The sequence below is a fragment of the Brevibacillus sp. FSL K6-6036 genome, from assembly GCF_037964015.1.
Taxonomy (GTDB): Bacteria; Bacillota; Bacilli; order Brevibacillales; family Brevibacillaceae; genus Brevibacillus; species Brevibacillus borstelensis.
The window spans coordinates 3,134,868-3,155,739 of sequence record NZ_CP150173.1; the positions used below are offsets into that span (position 1 = coordinate 3,134,868).

Here is a 20,872-nt window from a genome sequence, read left to right on the forward strand (position 1 = left end):
TTCATTCAGCCTCCTTCAACCATTTGCGAAACTTGTGGATTTGACGTTCTTTCTTTAAATGTTCGGCTGTAATGATCGATTGAATACGTTCGCAGGCACATTCAATCTGATCATTTACTACTACGTAGTCGTACTGATCCATCAGTTCGATCTCCGTGCGAGCCATTTCCATGCGGTGACGGATGGTTTCCTCTGACTCCGTGCCCCTGCCCACGATCCGATTTTCCAGTTCGGCCAAATCCGGCGGAGCCAGGAACAAAAACGTCCCCTGCGGGAACTTTTGCTTAACCTGCAAAGCTCCCTGCACTTCAATTTCCAGGATCACGTCACGCCCGCTGTCCAAGGTCTCTTCCACGAACCTGCGCGGCGTTCCATAGTAGTTTCCTACGTACTCTGCCCATTCGAGCAGCTGGTCCTGCTCGATCATCCGGCGAAATTCTTCCTTGCTCGTAAAAAAGTAGTTCACTCCCTCTACTTCACCCGCACGCGGCGAACGCGTCGTGGCAGAAACAGAGTAGACCAGGTCCGGCATGCGCTCCCGAAGGGCTTTGCAAACCGTTCCTTTCCCTACGCCTGACGGTCCAGAGAGAACCAGAAGGAGACCCCTATCGCTCATGAATGCATTCAACTCCTGCTTTATTCGTCCGATTCATCGTCTTTGTTCGTCAGCCGCTGCGCGACCGTTTCCGGCTGAACCGCGGACAGGATGACATGGTCACTGTCGGTGATGATCACTGCCCTTGTTCTTCTGCCGTATGTAGCATCCACCAGCATGTTGCGGTCTCGCGCTTCCTGGATGATCCGCTTGATCGGCGCGGACTCCGGACTGACAATGGAAATAATACGGTTGGCGTTGACGATATTGCCAAATCCGATATTAATAAGCTTAATGGCCATGACGGCACCGTCCACCCCTTCATCGCTACTCGATGTTTTGAACCTGCTCTCTCATCTTTTCCAATTCTGTCTTGATCTCGATGGCCAACCGTTGAATGGAAAGGTTGTTGGCCTTGGAAGCTATGGTATTGGCTTCCCGATTCATCTCCTGCAGCAAAAAGTCGAGCTTCCGTCCAACTGCTTCCGGCTGTTTCAGCAGCTCTGAAAACTGTGTGCAGTGACTTTCCAGACGGGTAATCTCTTCGCTGATATCGCTTCGATCTGCGAAAAAGGCAACCTCCTGCGCCAGCCGCTGCATGTCAAGCTCAAACGGTGCGCCTTGCATCCATTCACTGATACGCTGCTGCAACCGGGCTCGGTACTCCTCCACTACGACAGGAGCGCTCTGGGCGATTTCTCTGGTCCAGGAGACAATGTCGGCAAGCCGACTGCTGATATCTTCCGCCAGCTTTTGTCCTTCTTTTTTCTTCATCGAAAGAAGGTCTTTCGCGGCTTCTCTCGTCACTTCCAGAAGCGGCTCACAGAACGACTGGGGCTCTACCGCTACTGTCTCCTTCTCGGAAATCACCATCGGCAGCTGCAGCAAGTCTTTCGCTGCCAACGGTTCGCTGAGAGAAAACCGATCGTTCATTTCACGCAACGCCCTGACGTACTTTTCTGCGGCGTCCCAGTTTACTTGAAACTCTGCCTCGCTGGATGCCGCCTCATCGATCGAAATCATCACTTCTACTCGCCCGCGGCGGACGTATTCGGCCACCAGCTTGCGAACCGGATCTTCCAGTACACCGTAGGCTTTCGGCAGTCGAACGATGATTTCCGCATAACGATGATTGACAGCCCGCATCTCCACGGACAACCTGAAAGCCCCGTACATGGTTTCCTTTCGGCCATAACCAGTCATGCTTCGGACCATGGATATCACTTCCACTGTCGTAAAATCGTTAATTCATTATAGGAGACAACTCTTTGCAGTGTCAACCAAAGCCGCCCATGCTTCCAATACCGTCAAAGGGGGTAATATGTTACACTGTGTCTGACGCTAGGCGACAATCATCCTTATTTATGAGAAGAGGTCATGAACCGTTCACAGCGTATTTTGTATTTTTTAAGAGCTAGAGGTGAAGAAAATGGCTTTTGACGGTGTTGTGACTCGTGCCGTTGTACAAGAACTAAAGCGATGGGAGGGCGCGCGGATTGCCAAAATCCACCAGCCCCATTACAGCGATATTGTCATGCAATTGCGAATGCAGGGGGAAACGGGCAAGCTGCTGCTCTCTGCCAACCCGACCTACCCCCGCCTCCATCTGACTACCGAGGATTTTACCAATCCGATGGAGGCCCCGATGTTTTGCATGCTCCTTCGAAAGCATTGCGAAGGCGGATTGATCGAATCGATTGAGCAGGTCGATATGGAACGGATCGTCCATATGGATATCCGTACCCGCGACGAGCTGGGCGATACGACGCGCAGGCGGATCGTAATGGAGATCATGGGAAAACACAGCAACATCATCCTGCTCGACCCGGCGACCGGTGTAATCCTGGACAGTGCGCTGCATGTGACTCTTGCCATCAGCCAGTATCGGCAGGTGCTTCCAGGCAAAACGTATGTCGCTCCGCCCGGTCAGGACAAAAAAAATCCCCTGCTTGTATCCCAGCAGGAGTTTATCTCGCTGTTTAACTGGAACGGCGGCCGTTTCGACAAGCAATTGGTCGATACATTTACGGGGATGAGTCCCCTGCTCGCAAAAGAAATCGTTCACCGCTCCGGCCTGCCGACCCGCGAAGCATTGTGGCAAGCGTTTTCGCAAGTGATGCAAGACATTGCCCGACACGACTACGTCCCTCATTTGGCCGTGGCCAAAGACAAAACATACTTTCACGTCGTTTCCCTGACACATCTTCAAGATGCTGCCATCACTTCCTTTCCCACCGTCAGCCAATGCCTGCAGGGTTATTTTGAAGGAAAGGCACAGCGGGATACGGTCAAGCAAAAGGTTCACGATCTGATCCGCTTCGTAACCAATGAACGGAACAAAAACGTCAAAAAAATCGAGAAGCTGGAGCAAACCCTGGTGGATGCCCAGGAAGCGGAGCAATACCGCCTTTACGGCGAATTGATCACGGCCAATATGCATCTGCTGAAACGCGGAGATACCGTGCTGGAAACAGTCAATTGGTACGACGAGGATGGCGGTGTCGTCCGCATCCCGCTCGATCCCCTAAAAACACCTTCGGAAAACTTGCAGGCGTACTATAAACGATACAACAAGGCCAAAAACAGTCTTGGCATTGTAGCGGAACAGATCGCGCAGGCTGAAGAAGAAATTGTTTATCTCGACGGCCTGCTCGTTCAGTTGGAGCATGCGACTGTACAGGATACGGAAGAGATCAGAGAAGAGCTGGCCGAGCAGGGCTACATCCGCAACAGGCAAAAGCGTCAGGCCAAAAAGAAAAAAGACCACCGCCCCGAGCTGGATACGTATACGTCCTCAGAGGGTGTGGAAATCCTGGTAGGCAAAAACAACAAGCAAAATGAATACTTGACCAACAAGCTGGCGTCCTCGGGTGATACATGGCTTCATACCAAGGATATCCCCGGGTCCCACGTCGTGATCCGCGGGCGAGATTTCTCGGAACAAACACTGAAAGAAGCAGCGCTGCTCGCCGCCTATTACAGCAAAGCCCAAAACGGCAGTCAGGTTCCGGTCGATTACACACTGGTGAAGCATGTGAAAAAACCTAGCGGAGCCAAGCCCGGATTCGTCATCTACGAGCAGCAGCGCACTCTTTATGTCACACCTGACGAGAACAGCGTGCGTCGGTTGAAATCGAATTTCCGCGATACGAATAGCAAGACTACCTAGGATCATACTAAGAGCATGAAAGGAGGTGTTCGTTCTTGAGCATCTTGATAAAGCTCCTCTCAAACGGGATTATTGCCGTTCCGGGGCTAATGTGGTCGGGAACGTCACTCTCATTTGCGCTCGTCACCAGCGTAGTCATCAGTCTTATCTCTTATGTGGCCGGGGATCTGTTTATCCTTCCGCGTACAAACAACACATTCGCCAGTACGGCCGATTTTGGGCTCGCCTTTGCCCTTCTCTGGCTGAGCTGTGCCCTATTTGCAGTGCCCTACCGTCTTTCGGGAATATTTTTAACCGCTTTTGCCATCTCCATCGTGGAGTATTTCTACCATAATTACTTGCAGCACCGCGGTGTCCACCATTCCAGACACCCGGGTTGATACACGACTTTGACAGCTAAGGAGGATCGGGATGAACGTCATCGGGATCATCCAGACGGACTTGAATGAATTTAGCGTCCTGTTCGAGCCTGAGCAAGGTGGACAGCAGCAAGGCGGACAGGGGCAGGGACAAGGACAGCAATCACAGCAGCAGGGTAGCGGAGATCAGGACGACTCCATGTTCCTCAGCTTTTTGGAGGACCAAACCGGCGACAGCAGCGGCGGTCAAGACCAAGGGGGAAACAGCGGCAATCAGCAGCAGAATGGTCCCCAAGAGCTGACTGTTCGGATCAAAGGCATTCCCGAGGGCCAGAAAGCAAACTTCCTGCAAATGTACCAAATCATCCAGGATGCAAAGGACAGCAAGGACCTGGAGCAGACGCTGACCATCGTGAACAATGGCGATCAGCAAAATCAAGGCGCAGGCCATAACATGGCCGGCGGGAATAACGGAGGCGGCGGCAGCAGCTTTTCAGGAGGCTCCAATTCCTCCAAAAACCAATAGCGTCCCACATCACGAATAACAAAAAAACCTGAAGCGACAAGGCCTCAGGTTTTTTATGTACAATTTTTGCCACATAGGAATGGAAATTGCTTTCCAGGCTTGGACAAAAAAATCCCCCGCTCTGCCGTCCGACCTAATGTTTCTGTAACCTGTGCTCACACAGGTGGGCGACCCGTCCACGTTTTTGCCTTCCCATGCGTCCCATACAGGGAGGTGGGCCTGACATCCGCGTGAAGTTCTGTCTCCCAGAAAATACGTATAAGGTTAGAAACATATACAGCCTAACGAACATCGCAGGATCTTGTTGTTATTTACTTTACCATAGGTTAGCCCTGTTCTCAATGGATAATTTCCCCTGAAAGGCCCGTTCTTTGATGAAAAACTCTCTTGGCGCTTTACTCTTTTTTCAGCCGCTGGCGGATGACCGTCTGAAACTCTGGATGGGCGATCAGTTTGGGCTGCTGCTGTTTTTCCCAGGCTAGAGCCTCCTCCATGTTGAGCTCCAGACATGCTGTCAATCCCATTTTGGTGGTCTCCCACGCCAGCCTCGGCATCCGCAGCAGGACTTTCGCAAGCTGGTTTGCTTCTTGTTCAAGAGCCGCTGCATCGACTGCCTTGTAGATCAACCCTATCTTCTCGGCTTCGCTTCCGCTGATTTTTTCTCCCAGCAAAGCCAGTCGTTTTGCCTGGGCCATACCGACCAGCCTTGGCAACAAATACGTGCCGCCAAAGTCGGTAGTCAATCCGATATGGACAAACGGTTCCTGAAGCACGGCCTCCTTTGCAGCCAGGACAAAATCCGCATGGAGAGCAAGGTTTAGTCCTGCTCCTACCGCCGCGCCTTCCACAACAGCAATCACAGGTTTGGGCATGTGATGCAATTGCAGCAGAAAGTCGTTGATGATGGTCAGCGCCTGATGGGCTTGATCCGATTCACTCAGCATGCTGAGCACGCTTAAATCGGCGCCGGAACAAAAATTTCCGCCTGCTCCCCGAAAGATCACCACTCTTACTTCTTCCTTGGTAGCCGCAAAGGAAATCGCATCTTTCAGGAGAGAAAACATCTCGATCGTCATCGCGTTCAATACGCGCGGACGATTCAGCACAATAGTCAGAACCCCCTCATGAAGCTCGGTATAGAGAGGAAGTGTCTGTTGGTCATTCATTCACAAAACCTCCGTTTATGCTAGTATTCAAACGAAAATGACTCCGTCCCTTCCCAATTGGGCCAACTCTTCAAGCGACAGCCCCAGCTTCTGCGTCAGTACCTGGCGGGTATTCGCTCCATAACCTGGCGGAGGCGATAGGTCCCGGACCGGCTCGTCCCTGTCAGAAAGACTGGCTCGGGTGCGAACCTGCAGTCTCTCCCCGTATTCTCCTGCTTCAAGCGTAAACGTCAGTTGTCTGTTTTTTATAAAAGCGCTATCCAGTATCCATCTCCTCTACGGGAGTCAGGCAGCAGTCCACCTCGCTTCCCAGTTCCCCCCACTCGGGCTGTGTCCTTGATAGAAAAAGCTTTTTCATTTCTTCGTACACATGCGGGTGTTCGTCGAGCCCCGCCCCGTACAGGTCTTCCCAATCCTCGCGGCCGACTGCCCTGCAGAAATTGAGCCAGAACTTTTCCTCGAGGGCCGCGAGAACGACGTACTTTCCTTCCGCTGTTTCAAAGATCTGGTAGGCAAGGCGACCTTTAAAAAACCGGGCCATCTCTTCTTCCCGTGCATGTTGGGCGCAAAGGACGTGCATGCCCATCCAGGAGGACAATGCGTCAACCAACGAAATGTCCAGATACGCTCCCTGGCCTGTTTGGTACCGCCTGATCAATGCCGCGCAGATTTGCTCGGATGCGTACATGCCGCCCGCATAATCGGCAATCGGGACCTCTGCAGCCACCGGTTTTCCGTCCTCGCCGCGGATCGCAGCAAGGAGTCCGCTTGCGGCCTGGAAGTTGAGATCATGCCCGCCTAGCTGATGCATCGGGCCGCTCTGTCCATACCCGGTAAGGGAGCAGTAAATGATGGAGGGATGGCTTTTGGAAAGTCTTTCGTAGTCAAGGCCCAAGAGCTTCATTACTCCGGGCCGAAAGCTTTCGACAACTACATCGGCCTGCCTGGCCAACTCATACGCCAGCTCTTTGCCTTTCCCCGTACGAAGATTGAGTGCCACGCTTTGTTTATTTCGGTTGGTAGAAAGAAATATTGCTCTTGCCTCCCCGATTCTCGGTCCCATTGCCCGTCCAGGGTCTCCGGACGGATGCGTCTCCACCTTGATCACTTCTGCTCCCAGGTCAGCCAGTCTCATGGTGCAAAACGGTCCGGGAAGATGGCGCGAAAAATCGACTACCGTAATCCCTGTCAACATGGCTTTGACCGCTCCTTTCCAACCCTTTCCATGTTCATTTCGTTTTGAATGCCTTCAATCCTCTTTTTTCCAAAAAATAAAACAGTCTGACAACAAAAAAAAGCGCCCGACAGAAGACCTGTGTACACACAGCTTCTGTCGGCGCTTTTGGTGAAAGACGGATCGCATTCTTTCACATTTGGAGGTATGACCGCTGGCGGTCAGCACATGCTCCCGCTTAAATGGGAAGCATGTTATTTCTGTTAATAGCGGCTGTCGTAACCACCGCTGGAGGAAGAGGAGTCGTGACCGTAGCCGCCACCATACCCTTTTTTATAGCTATGGCAGTCGTACTTATAAACGGGTTTGTAATAGCATTTTTTCTTGTAGTATTTCTTTTTGCAGCATTGTTTGTGATAGCAATGGCCGTAAGACTTTTTGCATCCGCAGCTCACTCGCTTCACCCCCTCTTCACTTGGTACAGTTACAAAATATGTCGAGGGGAGTGCTTCGGCACGGTACATGTATCTATTCAATGGGAAAATGAGCATCCGCCCTAGCTAGAGGCTTTTTGACTCGAGAAACGGTTCCGCCGGGGAATTCCTTTGTTTATTTCGCTCCGCCCAGGCCACACCGATGAGAACGAGAAAACCTCCCAGCACAGTCATTGCGGTCAAAGGTTCGTGAAGAAACAGAATAGCCGTCGCCACATTGATCAATGGTGTTGCATTCAGGTAGATGCCTGCCCGGGCTGCGGACACTGTCTTCAATGCCTGATTCCACAAACTATAGGCACAAACCGTGCAGCCGAGCGTCAGGAAGAGAAAGCAGGCAAAGGTCTTTCCGTTAAAAACAGGGGGCCCGTACATCCAGACCTCCGCCAGGGCGAACGGAATCACCATGATTCCTCCGATCAAAAGCGTCAGGCAGGTAAACCATTCGCTCGGCATCTTCTCTTCCCCTGCGGGCCGTTTTTGTTGAATCACATAGATCGCGAAAACAAATTCGCCAGCCAAAACGAGCAAATCCCCCAAAACCGAGAAGCTGGCTTTGCTTTGAGATTGCAGTGTGATCATGAGTACGCCTGCCATTCCGATCAGCAGGCCGAGCCACTGGGAGATTGTAACGCGCTCTTTTAAATAAAGAGCCGCGAGCGAGAGTGTAAAGAGCGGCAGCATCGCAGCGATCATGCTGGCGTGCACCCCGCTGGTAAGAGACATCCCGGAAAAATTGCAGAGAAAGTATCCAGCGACACCGGTAAATGAAAGCATGGCCATTCGCTTCCAGGGAATGATAAGTCCTTCTTGCTGGGCGCCAGCATGACGCCTTGCTTTGGCGTTTCGTTTGGCAAAGAAAAAAAGAATGAATCCGGCTGTAAGAAGTCTCATGCACATCAGGGAAAAAGGGTGCAATGTTTCCATGGCCCATTTTACCGGGACGACCGTCAGGCCCCATAAAAAAACGGCTCCCAGCAGCATCCAGCTCGCTTGTTTCATGAAATTTTCATCTCCGTTGGCTTTTACTGGGTGACGATTTTCCTTAGCTCATTGATCCCGTGGTGGTCAGGAATTTCCTGAAATTCCTTCACCTTGGGCAGCGTCAGGAGATGCGGCCGGGTCATGTAGCCCGGTTTGGAGATGTAAACGACGTCGCAATGGGCTATCAGCTCGAATACGTCCGGGGAATTGGCTTCTATCGTTCGCAAATCCAAGTGGGTAATACCGGCATTATGCAGATCGGCGATCATTCCTTCGGCTCCACGGAGGGTTGCGCAAATGAGACCTACCTTGGTTTGCCGCGGGTACGCCTCCATGGCAGGAATCACGGTAGTCGGGTCCGGAATGAAATCGAGACTGACAATCGGCGGTGATTCGCGCGGCAACGCCTGCTTCACTCTGGCGCTGACCGAAGGATGCGTGACAATCGCTTTATACTGGCACAATAGTCCTCCTTCTTTCTCCAGCCAATCCCAAAAGTCATCCAGTGTTCGCCCTTCCACCATCGCACTGGGCAAGTGATATTGGACCAAACGCAAATATTCGGCCAGCTCCAGCTCTGTAAAACGGATGAAGAGGACGGGAAACTGATTGATCTCATGCATCACTACGGAAAGCACCCGCGTGAATTCCTCCATCGAATACCCCATAGCCTTTACTTTGTGAATCGTCTCTTTGGCCAGCAAAGCTAGATGGGCGGGGTTGCGGGTCAGCAGGGGATCATTGACAACATTGCTGACAATCGTTCCTCTTCCTTGCCTGGAGTCGACCAGGCCCTCCTGTTGAAGCCGCAAGTACACGCTGCGAATCGTGTTGTAGTTTACCTTGAGCTGTGCCGCCAGTTCTCTAACCGTGGGGAGCTGTGCATGAGGCGGCAATTCACCGCTGCGTATGGCCGCTGCGATCTGCTGGTACAATTGTTCGTGATACGAAACATTGGAATCCTTTTGCAAAGACAGGCGAAGCACGTGGCAACCTCCCCGTATATCATTTAATTTCAATCGTAAATCAATTCTGAATGTATCGTCAACATGAACAATCAGGATGAACCACGCTGCCGTATGAAATACTAAGCGTGACGATTACATCGCATGGAAAGAGGGGAATATAGATGGGCGAGCGCAGCCGTTTTCACGAGGGAGACAAGTCTCCGAAAAACGCCGTATACATGGAAATCGGGGAGACTGGAGCGAGTGTCCAGGACCCGATGATCATCGAACTGGGGAAAGGCGACAAATTTCCTCCCACCCGGAACAAGAATCGGGTTTGGACTCAAAAGTAAAGAATAAAGAGAAGAACCAACCCCCACCGGAAGGTTGGTTCTTCTTCATGTATCAATCAGCGCCTTCGTCTTCCTCGCCTTCTTCGTCATCATCGGTCACGTAAATAATCGAAACCCCCATGCTCTCAAGCAGCTGGAGCACTTCCCGGTTCAGCGTCTCGTCCCAGAGAAGCCCCAGACTCTCAACCAGCTCCAGCTCCTCCAGATCACCCGTTTCCGCATCTTGTATCAGTTCAATCACATCTGTCAATTGCTTCTCTTCCAGAATGGCAAGAATTTCTTCTTTGGTCATTTTCTTTCCTGCACCTCGTTTTCTGTATGTATCCTCCTCTATAATAGTACATAGTGAAAACGGAAAACAAAAGAGTGAGGTCATCGTTATGTACCCCCAACCCTATCTGGAATACCTGATACAGTTCCATGCCGAACGGGATTATTTTGAATGCCACGAAATTCTGGAGGAATATTGGAAAGAAAGCCCTCCCGGAGAAAGAAGGGCGGTTTGGGTCGGCTTGATTCAAGTAGCCGTGTCGCTCTACCACCAGCGCAGAGGGAATTTTGCCGGAGCCATCAAAATGATGGACAGCGCGATCAAGATCCTCAATAGAGAGAGGACCGACGTCCAGTCGCTTGGCCTGGACCCGGATGCAACCATCCAAACGCTCAGCCAACTCCTTGCTGAGATGAAGCAAAACAGTCCCTATCACAGCATCCGATTGCCTATTGCCGACCCGGCCTTGCTGGCCGATTGCCGGAAGCGTTGCGAAGAACGAGGCCTTCATTTTGACAGCGAAAGCGATCTGTTCAATACATTTTTGTTACATAAACATACACAGCGGGACCGGTCGGATGTAATCGCCGAAAGGCTTCGCCGGCTCGATGAGCGCAGTCAGCGGCGCTCAGGCAGCACCGATGCGGATAAGTAAGCAGCAGGAATGGCCTCGGCAAAAAAATAACGTTCCGAGCCTTGATAAAAGCGTATCTTTTGCTGCCATGCATCGTGGGCACTGACTGCAAGCAAGACCAGTGTACCTTGCTCCTCACCGATATCGGCCGGGCTTGCAGCCAACTGCACATGTTCGTTTGCAATTGGCAGGAGTCCTCCCTCGGCTATTTGCGGGATCAGCTTTCGATGCGTACCATAAAACAGCTGCGGCGGCGGCTCCACCTCCTCGCCCCATTTTTTCGGACCTGGCAAAAACCCGTACGTAGCGCGGATCAACGCTCCGCCATCCCAGTCGATCCGGTGCTCCGGATCGTGATCGACCACTTGCCGGATGTCGTTCAGGGTGACACCGCTGCAGCCTTTTAACGTGCGGATGTAGGCCAGCAAGGCATTCACAGGCGTATATCCATATGTATCAAAATAAAGCAAAGGCTGTTCTCCGTTTTGTCTGAGAGCCGAGAGCAGCCTTTTCCGCAGCCGTTGTTCTTCATAATCCTTGAGCATTCGGCACCCTCCTATGGTCAATTCAGTAAACCCAGATGTGCAGTGCGAGAATGATCCCCAAATCGGCCATGAGGTGGCTCAGCCAGGTCGCGTAAACGGTCGGTAACAATCCTCTCAGCCAGCCCCACAAAAGGCCCGTTCCAAACACAAGTCCCGTGATCAGCACTCCCCATAACAATCCAAACAAAATGACTCCGACGACGAGATGATACAAGCAGTAAAAAAAACCGCTTATCAGCACAGCGACAGGCCGGGCCAGCGCATCCAGCAGACGCTCCAGAACAAAGCCGCGCCAGAGCAGCTCCTCCAACAAGGAATTGACAACGACCAAATACAGGGAAAACGGGAGAAGCCAGTCAGGTGTCACTCCCCAATCATTTAGCGTGTATTTGACGTGACTGGCGTTCACTATTCCCCCGCTGATCAAGAGCCAGGTCCCCGCCATCACTCCCGTCATGAGCATCGCTCCTAGGCCCAGACCGTATAGCATTCCTTTTTGATCAAAGGGCACCCATGCCCGCTTCCACTGTGCGGACAGCTTTTCTTCCCACATGCCGTGAAACAGCGGCACCAACAGACAAACGAGCAAGTGAAACAAGAGAAAGGTGGCAAACAGGCTGCGTTTTTCCACCAATCCGTAAAATATCGCCAAGGTAGCTGAAAAACCGTAAGCCACCAATAAGAGCAAAGCTCGCTTTCGTTTCACAGAGGAACACCCTTTTCCCTTTTGACAAATATAGGGTTCCCCATTTTCCGTCGCGCATACGACAGCCGGGAATCAATATACAAAATTTTGGGCAAATGCTATACTGTGTGAATCCAATTAATAAAAAAATTTTGAATAGGCAGAAGGAGTGGCTTAGATGTTGTGGCGAAATCGTACCTTTCTCCTCCTAATGACCGGAGAAGTGATCGCTGGTGCCGGTATGTGGATTTCCATTATCGCCAACCTCCAGTTCATGCAGCACATGATCCCTTCCGACACGGTCAAGGGATTGATTCTGATGAGCGGACTGATCGTCAGCATTCTCTTGTCACCAAAAGCCGGCGTCATGATCGACCGTTACGACAAAGGAAAGATCATGCTTTATGCGAGCCTCGTGCGTTGTCTCAGTCCGATATGCATGCTCCCTGCGATCTACTACGGCTCCCTTTCATGGATGGTCGTCTCTCTGGTCATCATGCAGGTCTCTGCCGCTTTTTATTTTCCGACCGTGCAGTCTTCCCTGCCAGCCATCCTCAGTCCGGCTGACTTGTTGAAGGCAAACAGCGTCTACCTCAACCTCTCGACATTGTCACGGATTGGCGGAACAGCCGTAGGCGGCATACTCGTCGCGAACATGGATTTATCCCAGCTCTACCTGTTTTCGCTCGCGGCTTATCTGGCTCTGGCCTTTGTCACCAGATTTTTGCGTATCCCCGCAGTCGATTCCCGCAAGCGACAGGAAAAGGTGGAATTCCGCGAGGTGCTGACCGTGACGAAGAAAGACCCTGCGCTGATGGTTGCCTTGCTCAACACAGGCCTGATTACGCTGTTTCTCGGCGGCTTTAACCTGCTCGTGCTCAATTTCAGCGAAATCCAGCAAAGTCCCGAGCTGATGGGCTGGATTTATACGGTAGAGGGCATGAGCATTTTGGCGGGCGGACTCCTTGCCAAGCGTTGGATTGGCGGACGCAACCTGATCGCCGCATCCACTGTTTTGCTGTTCTTTTTTGCCCTTTCGCAGTACGGCATGTCGTTTGCAGACAGCCGGTTCATGGTCTTGGCTTCATTTGGCGTCTTTGGCTTTACCGTCGCTTTCTTTTTCCCCGTGACCACGACGATTTTTCAGCGCCGGCTGCCAGAGCACCAGCAAGGCCGGTTCTTCTCCTTCAAAGGGATGCTTGACCGCGGGTTCTTTCTCGTCGCTTTGGGAACGACCGGGATTTGCCTCGATCTGTTCGGCGTCTCCGGTTACATGCTCGGGATCGGCTCCGTTACGCTGCTGATGGCCGCGCTGACGATGGTGTATAGCAAGAAGCACAAACTCGACGTCCGCGAGACGGATGAGCCTGCAGTCGCCTGACACCCGTCTGACTGCGATTGCTTGCAGAAATGGAAAAGAGCGCTTTCCTCTTTTTTAAAAAATGGTGTAAACTAGTACCATCATGGAGTAAGGAGGAGCATTTCCATGCACATCCTGTCAACGACCGCTCTCGGGATGCTTATCCCGTTACTCATGGCTACCGCGGTTATCTTTCTGCGACTCCGCGGACAGAAAAAGCCGGTCTCCGCACGCCGGATAATCCTGCCGCCATTGTTCATGTCAACCGGTTTTGCCATGTTTCACTTTCCGGAAACGGCAACACCGCTGATCTACCACGTGATTGCATTTGGTGCAGGGATGATTCTTTCCATTCCGTTGATTATGACGTCCCGTTTTGAAATTGTCGGGCAGGACGTATATTTGAAACGATCCAAAGCGTTTTTTATGATTCTTTTGGCGTTGCTCGTTATCCGGACCGTGATCAAGCTGTGGGTCAACGACTCGTTTTCAGTCATGCAGACAGCCGGCCTGTTCTTCGTCTTGGCGTATGGCATGATCGTTCCGTGGCGACTGGCGATGCTCTACATGTATCGCCAATTTACCAAAAATCCTGTCCGGGAATCGTAACAAAACACGTGCTTCCAAAAAAACAAGAGCAGTCCCCTGCGGAAAACCAGGGAACTGCTCTTTTTCGCATCAAATGGACGACCACTCGTAGTTGCCGCCGAAAATTCCTGCGCTGTGCACGCTGGAGCCGGGACCTGCAAAACGGATGAGAAAGGGACGTTCCCCTCTGGTGGACAACGCATCCCTGGTGACACCGGCTCCCATCGGTTGACAGAGCAGCAGATCGGCCCCGTCGCATTGGATGCGCCGGCATTTGGCTTGCAGCCGTTCGTCCGCAAATTCTTCGCCTGCCACAAGACCGAGCCACTCCTGCCAGTCGCGGGCCGCTTCGTCCAAATTGCCGGTAGCAAGCGCAATGTATGCGATTTCTTGTGAGCCGTTTTCATGCGGGGCGATCATCCCTCGTCTGGTCAAGTCATTCACTCTGGCTTCATCTGACTCATCCCATTGGATCAGAAAGGGAATGCGGCGCTGCTTTTCGGCCCCCTCGGCAAAAAGCATTTTCCACTGAATGAACGTGCCGTCCTCCCGCTTTCTGCTGCCAGGCAACGGCCCTGTCACCTGGTATCCGCGCTGTTCAAAGCGCTCTGCCCACCGCTCGATCTCATCTGTGCGAAAGGCAAGCTGCCCCATTCCTTCGCCGACTGTCGCCTCGGCAACCAATTGCCGGACGAGCGGATTCTCTGCACTCGCGGCAATATCGGGAAATTCTACGGCGAGAAACTCCACGTAGGATAAGCCGAAATAGCTGAGGCTGTTGTAAGTCCCCCACGATTCATGCCGTCCCCCCGCTACAGTATGAAAGCCCGCCTTTTTCAGCCGATCAGAAGCCTCCAGGGGTGGTCTGTAAAGAAAGTGAACGAGGTGATCAAACGAAAGTTTCATCCTATCCGCCCTCTTTTCTTGAACGTCCTCATAATGATCGTTTCAAAAAATAGTACCTGATTTTTGGGAAAAGTCAATTGATTCCCCAACATGATCGGATAGGTCCTGCTCATTTCGCGGGAGATTTTTCAGCGAATGCAGGTAGTTTTGCGCTTCGGCATTCTGGCGAGCTGCCTCTGCAGCGCTCCAGCCCAGCTCCTGTGCCATCAGCCGGACGACAAGCTCTCTTAGCTCCTCGGCCTTGTGCAGTTGAAAATAGGTCCATCCCGTACGCAGTCGGAGGAAATCAACGGCCTGGACGGTCATTTCTTCCTCGATTGCATACTTGATCTGTGCCGCCAGCAATTGTTCCCGGGTGGGTGAGCCCTCGGAAATCCGCTTGTAAATGCTCAATGTGTTGCTACCGAAAGTATCGATCCACTCCTGCGCTATCTCCGTTTCTACTCCCAGCTCGATTCCCTGTCGAAGCATCTCTTTTTTCCAATCCCCGTACTTTTCATATCCATGGTGTTCCCCTCCGCTGATGACAATGCGGTCGGTGGAGCAAGCCGGGTACTCCTTGCCTTCATTCTCCTTCAGCTTGTGGGCGATCGTGTCGACCACTTTTTCCGCCATCTTGCGAAAGCCCGTCAGCTTGCCGCCAGCGATGGTGATCAATCCGGTAGGCGAGTGAAAAATTTCATCCTTGCGGGATAATTCCGACGGTCCCTTTCCTTCCTCGTAAATGAGCGGACGAAGCCCGGCCCAATTGGAGTGGACATCTGCCGGCTCCAGCCTGACGGACGGGAACATGCTGTTTACGGCACGGAGCAAATAATCCCGGTCCTCTTCTGTCGTGCGCGGATGGTCAATGGAATGCTCGTAGGCCGTATCCGTTGTGCCGATGTACGTGATCCTTCCTCTGGGAATGACAAAAACCATCCGTCCATCCGGCGTATCAAAATAGGCGGCCTGCTTGACCGGCAATCTGTCCGCCGATACGACCAGGTGAACACCTTTTGTCAAATAGAGCCGTTTGCCTTGCAGGGAGCCGTCCACTTGCCGTACGCCATCCACCCATGGCCCCGTCGCATTGACGACATATTTGGCATGGATCGGGTAGCTCTTGCCTGTTAACCGGTCTGTGATGAGCGCCCCCTTCAACATGCCGTTGTCGTACAAAAATTGTTCAGCCTTCGCGTAGTTAACGGCCGTTGCGCCCAATCCGACAGCTGTTTTCATGATGTCAAGCGTCAGGCGGGCGTCATCCGTCCGATACTCAAAATACAGGCCCGCGCCTTTTAACCCTTCCGTTTTGAGCAGCGGCTCCCGCGAGAGTGTTTCCTTTCTCCCCAGCATCTTGCGCCGTTCCTTCCGCGCCACTCCGGCGAGCCAGTCGTACACGTACAAGCCGACAGACGAAGCCAGGTAGCCGTAGGTCCCTCCCTTGTAGATCGGCAAAAGCATCGGTGCAGGGATCACCAGATGAGGGGCATTTTTGTACAGAATGGCCCGCTCTCGTCCCACCTCCTGAACCAGCCGCACTTCCCCTTGCTTTAAATACCGCAGACCTCCGTGAATCAGCTTGGTCGACCGGCTGCTCGTGCCAGAACCAAAGTCGTTCATTTCCAACAAGCCTACCTTCAGTCCGCGTTTGCTCGCATCAAGCGCAATGCCGGCACCGGTAATGCCTCCACCGATGACGAGCAGGTCAAGCGTATCTGTGGACATTTGCTGCAGAAGTTCCTGTCTGGTCCGTGCTGAAAATCGGTTACCCACTGGTTGCCTCCTCTCCGGCTTCGTGCCGGATGTTTTTGATCAACGAAAAAACCCCCATGAAAAGATCGGCCTGCCATGCAGACATGCCGTCTTTCCAAAGGGGTATCTCCTCATCTCTTCCCTTTTTCCTATTCAGGTGAAAACCAAAATTCTTTTGTTCCGACCGACACGGCCAGGGCGCCAGCCGCCAGTGCCTCGTCGATTTCCTGCCTGGTTCCGATCAGGCCGCCCGCGATGATCGGCAGCGGAGTGAGCTCGGTCATTTCCCGGATGACTCTGGGCATCACACCCGGCATGATCTCGACAGCATCGGGGGCGCTCTGCTCAACTACCCTGATTCCTTTGACTACCGCATTTCGGTCAATTAAAAATATCCGCTGAATCGCCATCAGATCCATTTCCTTGGCAACTCGGATCAGGTTGCTTCGCGTGGAAATAATACCGGTAGGGGCGATGTTTCTTGCCACATAGGCAACCCCGCTCTTGTCCGGTGCGATCCCCTCGATAAATTCCATATGCAGAAACACCTGTTTGCCTGCTGCTTTGCTTCTGTCGACAAGCTCCTGAATGTTAAAAATGGAGCCGGTCAACAGAAAGATGATATTGACATTGCTTCTGAGTGCGTCATCCAAATCGGCTTCGGATTGGACGGCAGCAATGGTTTCATACTCGACCAGATCTACAATAGGATACATCCGCTACCTCCATATGGTGCTTGGTTGCTCCCATTATAGCATCGCATGTCTAAAGATTCACAATTTCTTTAATACTGTTTAAAATGTACCGCGGATTGTATTCGCTTTGCTCGGCCATTTCCCTGGTCGAAATTCCGGTCAAGACCAAAACGGAGTTCATGCCTGTATCGTTCCCCATTTTGATGTCCGTTTCCAGCCGATCCCCTACCATGTAGCAAGCATGGTAGTCCAGACCGAGGTGACGTACGGCCGCTTCGGCTGCTATCGGAGAAGGCTTCCCGACCACCAGATCAATCGGTCTTCCCGTCGCGCCTTCCAGTGCCCCGATGAAGGCCCCGGTATCGGGTATTTGGCCATCCTCCAGCGGGCAGGTGCGATCCGGGTTGGACGCGATCACCTTGGCCCCGCGAATGGCGGCTTGATACAAGTCGTTTAATCCGTCATACGTGAACTGGCGATCCCAAGAGAGAACGACATAAGACACTTCATTCGGGTCTTCGCTCATCTGTATGCCGTGCGCGCGCAGCTCGTCTCGAATCGGCTGCTCGCCGATCACCAGTACTTTATCTGTCGGAGTCATCACTTGCTGAAGGTATCTGGCTGCGATCAAGGATGAGTTCAGCACATCCTCCACTGTGGTGGGAATTCCCATTTTGGTCAGCTTTTCCGCGTAGGATTGACGGGTCGCGATCGGTTTGTTGGACAGAAACACGACCTTGTCCCCGCGGTTCCTTAGTTCCTGAATCGCTTCTGCTGCTCCCTCGATCAGGCGGTCTCCGAGATACACCGTACCGTCGAGGTCGAAGATAAACCCCTTCACTGCCTTTCCTCCTTAGTACAGTTGATCCTTGGTCAATTTTTTCGCCAGGTACTGCAGGACAATGACGATCGCAATGATCAGAATCGCCATCGCTGACGCGGTGTAGTATTCACCCCGCAGCAGGTTTTGGAATACCGCCAGGCTCATCGGCGCCCAATCTGTCGGGGCCAGAAGCAGGGAAATGCTCGTTTCCTTGATCACCGTTACGAATACGAGGATAGCACCCGCTGCAATGCCGGGCAGCATCAGCGGTCCGATCACGGTCACGGCGGCGAGCAGGTTGGATGCCCCCATATTTACCGCTGCCTCTTCGATATCCTTGCGAATCGCCATCATCGAGCTCATCGTCGAGCGGATCATGTACGGCATTCGCCTGATCGTATAGGCGATGATGAGCAAGATCGCTGTTCCCGTAAGCTTCAACGGAGCGGTATTAAACGTTTGGATAAGCGCGATTCCCAGCGAGATGCCCGGTACGATCAGCGGAATGGACGAGATAAAATCAAGTCCCCCGGAGTTGCGACGCACGACAAAGTAGGAGACGAAGGTGGCAATCACCACGCTCAGGACCAGCGCTCCGCCGGCAAGAACCAGACTGTTTAGAATATTTTTATGCGACGTGCTGAAAATCGTCAGATAGTGGCTGAGCGTATAGCCGTCCGGCAATGCGTGACGTCCCCATGTAGTCGCGAGCGACGACAGGAAGATGGATGCGACACCGAGTACGGGAATCAGTACGACCAAAAAGGAGTAGGTGGTCAGTACGGAGACTACGCCCTTGTGATCGTTCATTTTTTGGCGAGTCGGTTTTCCCGAGATCGTGCCGTATTCCTTTCCCTTGATCACGAGGCGCTGGAGCCAGAAGAAGAAGGCTGCGACCAGGAGCATGATGACGGTCAATACCGCGGAACCTGCCCAGTTGAAGAAGCCGGCCATCTCCCGATACGCTTCGACCACGATCAGGTTGAGATCTTTTGGCGCCAAAATAATCGGTGTCCCGAAGTCGGAAAAGCTGACGGTAAAAATCAGCAGCATGCTCGAAACGATCCCCGGCATCGCCAGCGGCAAGGTCACTCGCATAAACGTGTACCAACTATGGGCACCGAGGTTTTGCGACGCTTCTTCCAAGGTCAGGTCGCTGATCTTGAAGGCTGCCACCATCGGCCACAGGGCGTAAGGAAAGAAGTAGAAGACCTGTACGAGCACAATCCCGAGCATCGACTGGATGTCAAAAAGCACGCCTTCCCCGCCCAATGCTTGGTAGATGTGATTGACCCACCCCGTTTTTCCGAACATCAGCATGAAAGCATAGGACGAAATAAACGTGGGTACGACCAGAGGAATTGTACACAGTGTGGCAAAAAGTCCTTTGAACGGCATTTTCGTCCGCGCAAAGGCGTACGCAATCGGAATGACAACGATGGTCACAAGCAGTGCTACTCCGGTACTCAGCTTCAGGCTGTTCAGGAGGGCATCAAAGTAGCCCTTGCCCTCAAACAGCGAGGAGTAGGCCTCCAGAGACACATTGGACAGCTTCTCGATTGTCTTTGCCAGCGTTTTTTGGCTGACCAGGCTGCCGAACAGGTTGATCGGCTGGCCGGTAAAGCTGACGAGCAAAATCGAGAACAACGGAACCAGGAGAAACAGGAAGAAGAACAAGTAGATAAACCATTTCAGGACCGTAAACCCGCTCAATGATTCGAGAAATCGCTTTTTCATAGGATCACCACTAGATGAGGATCGATGGAAAGATAGACCTTTGTGCCTGGCGGAAGCAGCGGCGTTCCTGCTTCAAACGTCTTGTCCACTTCGATCTGCATGTTTCCGACCTGTACGTCATAGCGAATGCTGGGTCCAAGGTAGGTAGACATGGTGATGGTACCCTCTATCGATTTATCACCTGCATCGACCGGTTCTCCGGCAGCCAGGCGAATGCTTTCAGGGCGAATGATTACCTCTACATCTTCACGTTTCGCGGAAAAAGCCGATGTGAGCAGTTGCCCGCCTTCAAGCTGAATGACTGTACCGCTTGCCTCCGTTCCTTTTACCTTGCCCTTGAAAATATTGGACGAGCCTACGAAATCCGCTACAAAAGTGGAGCCCGGATTGCTGTACAGCGCGGTGGGCGTGTCCACCTGCACCAGCTTGCCTCCCTGCATAACTGCGACCCGGTCAGCCATGCTCATGGCCTCTTCCTGATCGTGTGTGACAAAGATCGTCGTAATTCCTACTTTTTGCTGAATCCGGCGGATCGTGACCCGCATGCTGTTGCGCAGCTTTTTGTCCAGGTTGGAGAGCGGTTCATCCATCAACAGCACAGCCGGCTCCATGATCAAGGCCCGAGCCAGCGCCACCCGCTGCTGCTGGCCGCCGGAAAGCTGTCCTGGCAGCCTGTCGGCCAAATGACCCAACTCTACGAAATCCAGTGCATCTCTCACCTTTTTTTCTGTCTCTTTGTCCACCCTGCCCAATTTCCGATTGAGCATATTGCCGAGGACTGCGAGCTTGGTGCCGAAGCCGCCTTGGTAGAAACGGCGCACCTGCAGGCTGTAGGCGACATTTTCAAATACATTCAAATGAGGGAACAGCGCATAGCTTTGAAAAACCATTCCGCAATTGCGCTGGTTGGCGGGGACGTTGCTGACATCGCGGTCCCCGATAAAAATTTTGCCGGATGTGGGACTTTCAAACCCGGCCACGCAGCTCATAGTCGTCGTTTTTCCGCAGCCGGACGGGCCGAGAAGGGCGAAGAACTCGCCCTCCCGAATGTCCAGACTGACGTCTTCCAATGCGGCGATTCCGTTAAACGATTTGTGCAAGTTCTCAATTCTGACCGACCCCAT

At 52.6% G+C, this 20,872-nt stretch carries 23 protein-coding genes and 1 other RNA gene; 7 read left to right on the forward strand and 17 right to left on the reverse strand.

Annotated elements, in window-relative coordinates; all coding sequences use genetic code 11:
- Position 1: 1 nt before the first annotated feature.
- From gmk to NST37_RS15755, 3 genes are read right to left on the reverse strand one after another with little or no spacing between them, the layout of a single operon-like run.
- Positions 2–616 (reverse strand): guanylate kinase, encoded by a 615-nt coding sequence (gene gmk / locus NST37_RS15745; RefSeq protein WP_003386146.1) that lies wholly within the window; start codon positions 614–616, stop codon positions 2–4.
- Positions 617–636: 20 nt separating this feature from the next.
- Positions 637–897: a DUF370 domain-containing protein gene (locus NST37_RS15750; protein ID WP_003386147.1), complete on the reverse strand. Its 261-nt coding sequence runs from the start codon at positions 895–897 to the stop codon at positions 637–639.
- Between the two features lie 25 nt (positions 898–922).
- Positions 923–1,810: a YicC/YloC family endoribonuclease gene (locus NST37_RS15755; RefSeq protein ID WP_003386148.1), complete on the reverse strand. Its 888-nt coding sequence runs from the start codon at positions 1,808–1,810 to the stop codon at positions 923–925.
- Between the two features lie 214 nt (positions 1,811–2,024).
- Between NST37_RS15755 and NST37_RS15760 the strand changes: the two genes are divergently transcribed.
- The 3 genes from NST37_RS15760 to NST37_RS15770 are packed head-to-tail and all read left to right on the forward strand — an operon-like array spanning position 2,025 to position 4,649.
- Positions 2,025–3,764, forward strand: coding sequence for an NFACT RNA binding domain-containing protein (locus tag NST37_RS15760; RefSeq protein WP_279041955.1), 1,740 nt, complete (start codon positions 2,025–2,027; stop codon positions 3,762–3,764).
- A gap of 35 nt (positions 3,765–3,799) precedes the next feature.
- On the forward strand, positions 3,800–4,144 hold the full coding sequence (locus NST37_RS15765) for a DUF2512 family protein (protein WP_003386149.1): 345 nt from the start codon (positions 3,800–3,802) through the stop codon (positions 4,142–4,144).
- Positions 4,145–4,175: 31 nt separating this feature from the next.
- The gene (locus tag NST37_RS15770; protein ID WP_339185554.1) at positions 4,176–4,649 is read left to right on the forward strand and encodes a hypothetical protein; all 474 of its coding nucleotides are present in this window, start codon (positions 4,176–4,178) and stop codon (positions 4,647–4,649) included.
- 109 nt (positions 4,650–4,758) lie between these two features.
- Here the strand turns inward: NST37_RS15770 and ssrS are convergent.
- The 5 genes from ssrS to NST37_RS15795 form a co-directional block, all read right to left on the reverse strand.
- Positions 4,759–4,952: non-coding RNA, 6S RNA (gene ssrS, locus NST37_RS15775), on the reverse strand.
- 92 nt (positions 4,953–5,044) lie between these two features.
- Positions 5,045–5,815: an enoyl-CoA hydratase-related protein gene (locus tag NST37_RS15780; RefSeq protein WP_311068362.1), complete on the reverse strand. Its 771-nt coding sequence runs from the start codon at positions 5,813–5,815 to the stop codon at positions 5,045–5,047.
- A gap of 256 nt (positions 5,816–6,071) precedes the next feature.
- Positions 6,072–7,010 (reverse strand): CoA transferase, encoded by a 939-nt coding sequence (locus tag NST37_RS15785; protein ID WP_339185555.1) that lies wholly within the window; start codon positions 7,008–7,010, stop codon positions 6,072–6,074.
- 539 nt (positions 7,011–7,549) lie between these two features.
- Positions 7,550–8,485, reverse strand: coding sequence for an EamA family transporter (locus NST37_RS15790; protein WP_039070107.1), 936 nt, complete (start codon positions 8,483–8,485; stop codon positions 7,550–7,552).
- 23 nt (positions 8,486–8,508) lie between these two features.
- On the reverse strand, positions 8,509–9,453 hold the full coding sequence (locus tag NST37_RS15795; protein ID WP_024982922.1) for a GntR family transcriptional regulator: 945 nt from the start codon (positions 9,451–9,453) through the stop codon (positions 8,509–8,511).
- 143 nt (positions 9,454–9,596) lie between these two features.
- Between NST37_RS15795 and NST37_RS15800 the strand changes: the two genes are divergently transcribed.
- Positions 9,597–9,767, forward strand: a complete 171-nt coding sequence (locus tag NST37_RS15800; RefSeq protein ID WP_003386157.1) for a YjzC family protein — start codon at positions 9,597–9,599, stop codon at positions 9,765–9,767.
- A 52-nt stretch (positions 9,768–9,819) separates the two neighbouring features.
- Here NST37_RS15800 and NST37_RS15805 read toward each other — a convergent pair whose 3' ends face one another.
- Complete coding sequence (locus NST37_RS15805) at positions 9,820–10,059, reverse strand: hypothetical protein (RefSeq protein ID WP_003386158.1); 240 nt, start codon at positions 10,057–10,059, stop codon at positions 9,820–9,822.
- An 88-nt stretch (positions 10,060–10,147) separates the two neighbouring features.
- On the opposite strand from NST37_RS15805, the gene NST37_RS15810 reads away from it, so the two are divergent.
- Positions 10,148–10,693, forward strand: coding sequence for a DUF309 domain-containing protein (locus tag NST37_RS15810; RefSeq protein ID WP_003386159.1), 546 nt, complete (start codon positions 10,148–10,150; stop codon positions 10,691–10,693).
- Here NST37_RS15810 and NST37_RS15815 read toward each other — a convergent pair.
- Positions 10,657–11,217: an RNA 2'-phosphotransferase gene (locus NST37_RS15815; RefSeq protein WP_024982924.1), complete on the reverse strand. Its 561-nt coding sequence runs from the start codon at positions 11,215–11,217 to the stop codon at positions 10,657–10,659. The two genes, NST37_RS15810 and NST37_RS15815, sit on opposite strands and share 37 nt — an antisense overlap.
- 22 nt (positions 11,218–11,239) lie before the next feature.
- Positions 11,240–11,923 (reverse strand): type II CAAX endopeptidase family protein, encoded by a 684-nt coding sequence (locus tag NST37_RS15820; RefSeq protein ID WP_339185556.1) that lies wholly within the window; start codon positions 11,921–11,923, stop codon positions 11,240–11,242.
- 157 nt (positions 11,924–12,080) lie between these two features.
- On the opposite strand from NST37_RS15820, the gene NST37_RS15825 reads away from it, so the two are divergent.
- Together NST37_RS15825 and NST37_RS15830 are read left to right on the forward strand one after the other, a co-directional pair.
- Complete coding sequence (locus NST37_RS15825) at positions 12,081–13,283, forward strand: MFS transporter (protein WP_003386162.1); 1,203 nt, start codon at positions 12,081–12,083, stop codon at positions 13,281–13,283.
- Positions 13,284–13,388: 105 nt separating this feature from the next.
- Complete coding sequence (locus tag NST37_RS15830; RefSeq protein WP_003386163.1) at positions 13,389–13,871, forward strand: cytochrome c biogenesis protein CcdC; 483 nt, start codon at positions 13,389–13,391, stop codon at positions 13,869–13,871.
- Positions 13,872–13,940: 69 nt separating this feature from the next.
- Here the strand turns inward: NST37_RS15830 and NST37_RS15835 are convergent, their stop codons facing one another.
- The 6 genes from NST37_RS15835 to NST37_RS15860 form a co-directional block, all read right to left on the reverse strand.
- Positions 13,941–14,756, reverse strand: a complete 816-nt coding sequence (locus tag NST37_RS15835; RefSeq protein WP_003386164.1) for a VOC family protein — start codon at positions 14,754–14,756, stop codon at positions 13,941–13,943.
- Between the two features lie 42 nt (positions 14,757–14,798).
- Positions 14,799–16,514 (reverse strand): glycerol-3-phosphate dehydrogenase/oxidase, encoded by a 1,716-nt coding sequence (locus NST37_RS15840; RefSeq protein ID WP_339185557.1) that lies wholly within the window; start codon positions 16,512–16,514, stop codon positions 14,799–14,801.
- Positions 16,515–16,642: 128 nt separating this feature from the next.
- Positions 16,643–17,209 (reverse strand): glycerol-3-phosphate responsive antiterminator, encoded by a 567-nt coding sequence (locus NST37_RS15845; protein WP_003386166.1) that lies wholly within the window; start codon positions 17,207–17,209, stop codon positions 16,643–16,645.
- Between the two features lie 49 nt (positions 17,210–17,258).
- Positions 17,259–18,029: an HAD-IIA family hydrolase gene (locus NST37_RS15850; protein ID WP_003386167.1), complete on the reverse strand. Its 771-nt coding sequence runs from the start codon at positions 18,027–18,029 to the stop codon at positions 17,259–17,261.
- A gap of 12 nt (positions 18,030–18,041) precedes the next feature.
- On the reverse strand, positions 18,042–19,748 hold the full coding sequence (locus NST37_RS15855; RefSeq protein ID WP_003386169.1) for an iron ABC transporter permease: 1,707 nt from the start codon (positions 19,746–19,748) through the stop codon (positions 18,042–18,044).
- Entirely contained in the window at positions 19,745–20,872 is a 1,128-nt protein-coding gene (locus NST37_RS15860) for an ABC transporter ATP-binding protein (protein ID WP_339185558.1), read from the reverse strand. Before NST37_RS15860 ends, NST37_RS15855 begins: the two co-directional genes overlap by 4 nt.

What these genes read in the sequence shown, in the direction of transcription:
- NST37_RS15805 (WP_003386158.1), bottom strand. Translation starts at nt 10,059, where the DNA reads ATGACCAAAGAAGAAATTCTTGCCATTCTGGAAGAGAAGCAATTGACA.
- NST37_RS15800 (WP_003386157.1), top strand. Translation starts at nt 9,597, where the DNA reads ATGGGCGAGCGCAGCCGTTTTCACGAGGGAGACAAGTCTCCGAAAAAC.
- NST37_RS15770 (WP_339185554.1), top strand. Translation starts at nt 4,176, where the DNA reads ATGAACGTCATCGGGATCATCCAGACGGACTTGAATGAATTTAGCGTC.
- NST37_RS15825 (WP_003386162.1), top strand. Translation starts at nt 12,081, where the DNA reads ATGTTGTGGCGAAATCGTACCTTTCTCCTCCTAATGACCGGAGAAGTG.
- NST37_RS15755 (WP_003386148.1), bottom strand. Translation starts at nt 1,810, where the DNA reads ATGGTCCGAAGCATGACTGGTTATGGCCGAAAGGAAACCATGTACGGG.
- NST37_RS15760 (WP_279041955.1), top strand. Translation starts at nt 2,025, where the DNA reads ATGGCTTTTGACGGTGTTGTGACTCGTGCCGTTGTACAAGAACTAAAG.
- NST37_RS15750 (WP_003386147.1), bottom strand. Translation starts at nt 897, where the DNA reads ATGGCCATTAAGCTTATTAATATCGGATTTGGCAATATCGTCAACGCC.
- NST37_RS15790 (WP_039070107.1), bottom strand. Translation starts at nt 8,485, where the DNA reads ATGAAACAAGCGAGCTGGATGCTGCTGGGAGCCGTTTTTTTATGGGGC.
- NST37_RS15835 (WP_003386164.1), bottom strand. Translation starts at nt 14,756, where the DNA reads ATGAAACTTTCGTTTGATCACCTCGTTCACTTTCTTTACAGACCACCC.
- NST37_RS15810 (WP_003386159.1), top strand. Translation starts at nt 10,148, where the DNA reads ATGTACCCCCAACCCTATCTGGAATACCTGATACAGTTCCATGCCGAA.
- NST37_RS15830 (WP_003386163.1), top strand. Translation starts at nt 13,389, where the DNA reads ATGCACATCCTGTCAACGACCGCTCTCGGGATGCTTATCCCGTTACTC.
- NST37_RS15815 (WP_024982924.1), bottom strand. Translation starts at nt 11,217, where the DNA reads ATGCTCAAGGATTATGAAGAACAACGGCTGCGGAAAAGGCTGCTCTCG.
- NST37_RS15785 (WP_339185555.1), bottom strand. Translation starts at nt 7,010, where the DNA reads ATGTTGACAGGGATTACGGTAGTCGATTTTTCGCGCCATCTTCCCGGA.
- NST37_RS15860 (WP_339185558.1), bottom strand. Translation starts at nt 20,872, where the DNA reads ATGGGGTCGGTCAGAATTGAGAACTTGCACAAATCGTTTAACGGAATC.
- NST37_RS15780 (WP_311068362.1), bottom strand. Translation starts at nt 5,815, where the DNA reads ATGAATGACCAACAGACACTTCCTCTCTATACCGAGCTTCATGAGGGG.
- gmk (WP_003386146.1), bottom strand. Translation starts at nt 616, where the DNA reads ATGAGCGATAGGGGTCTCCTTCTGGTTCTCTCTGGACCGTCAGGCGTA.
- NST37_RS15845 (WP_003386166.1), bottom strand. Translation starts at nt 17,209, where the DNA reads ATGTATCCTATTGTAGATCTGGTCGAGTATGAAACCATTGCTGCCGTC.
- NST37_RS15855 (WP_003386169.1), bottom strand. Translation starts at nt 19,748, where the DNA reads ATGAAAAAGCGATTTCTCGAATCATTGAGCGGGTTTACGGTCCTGAAA.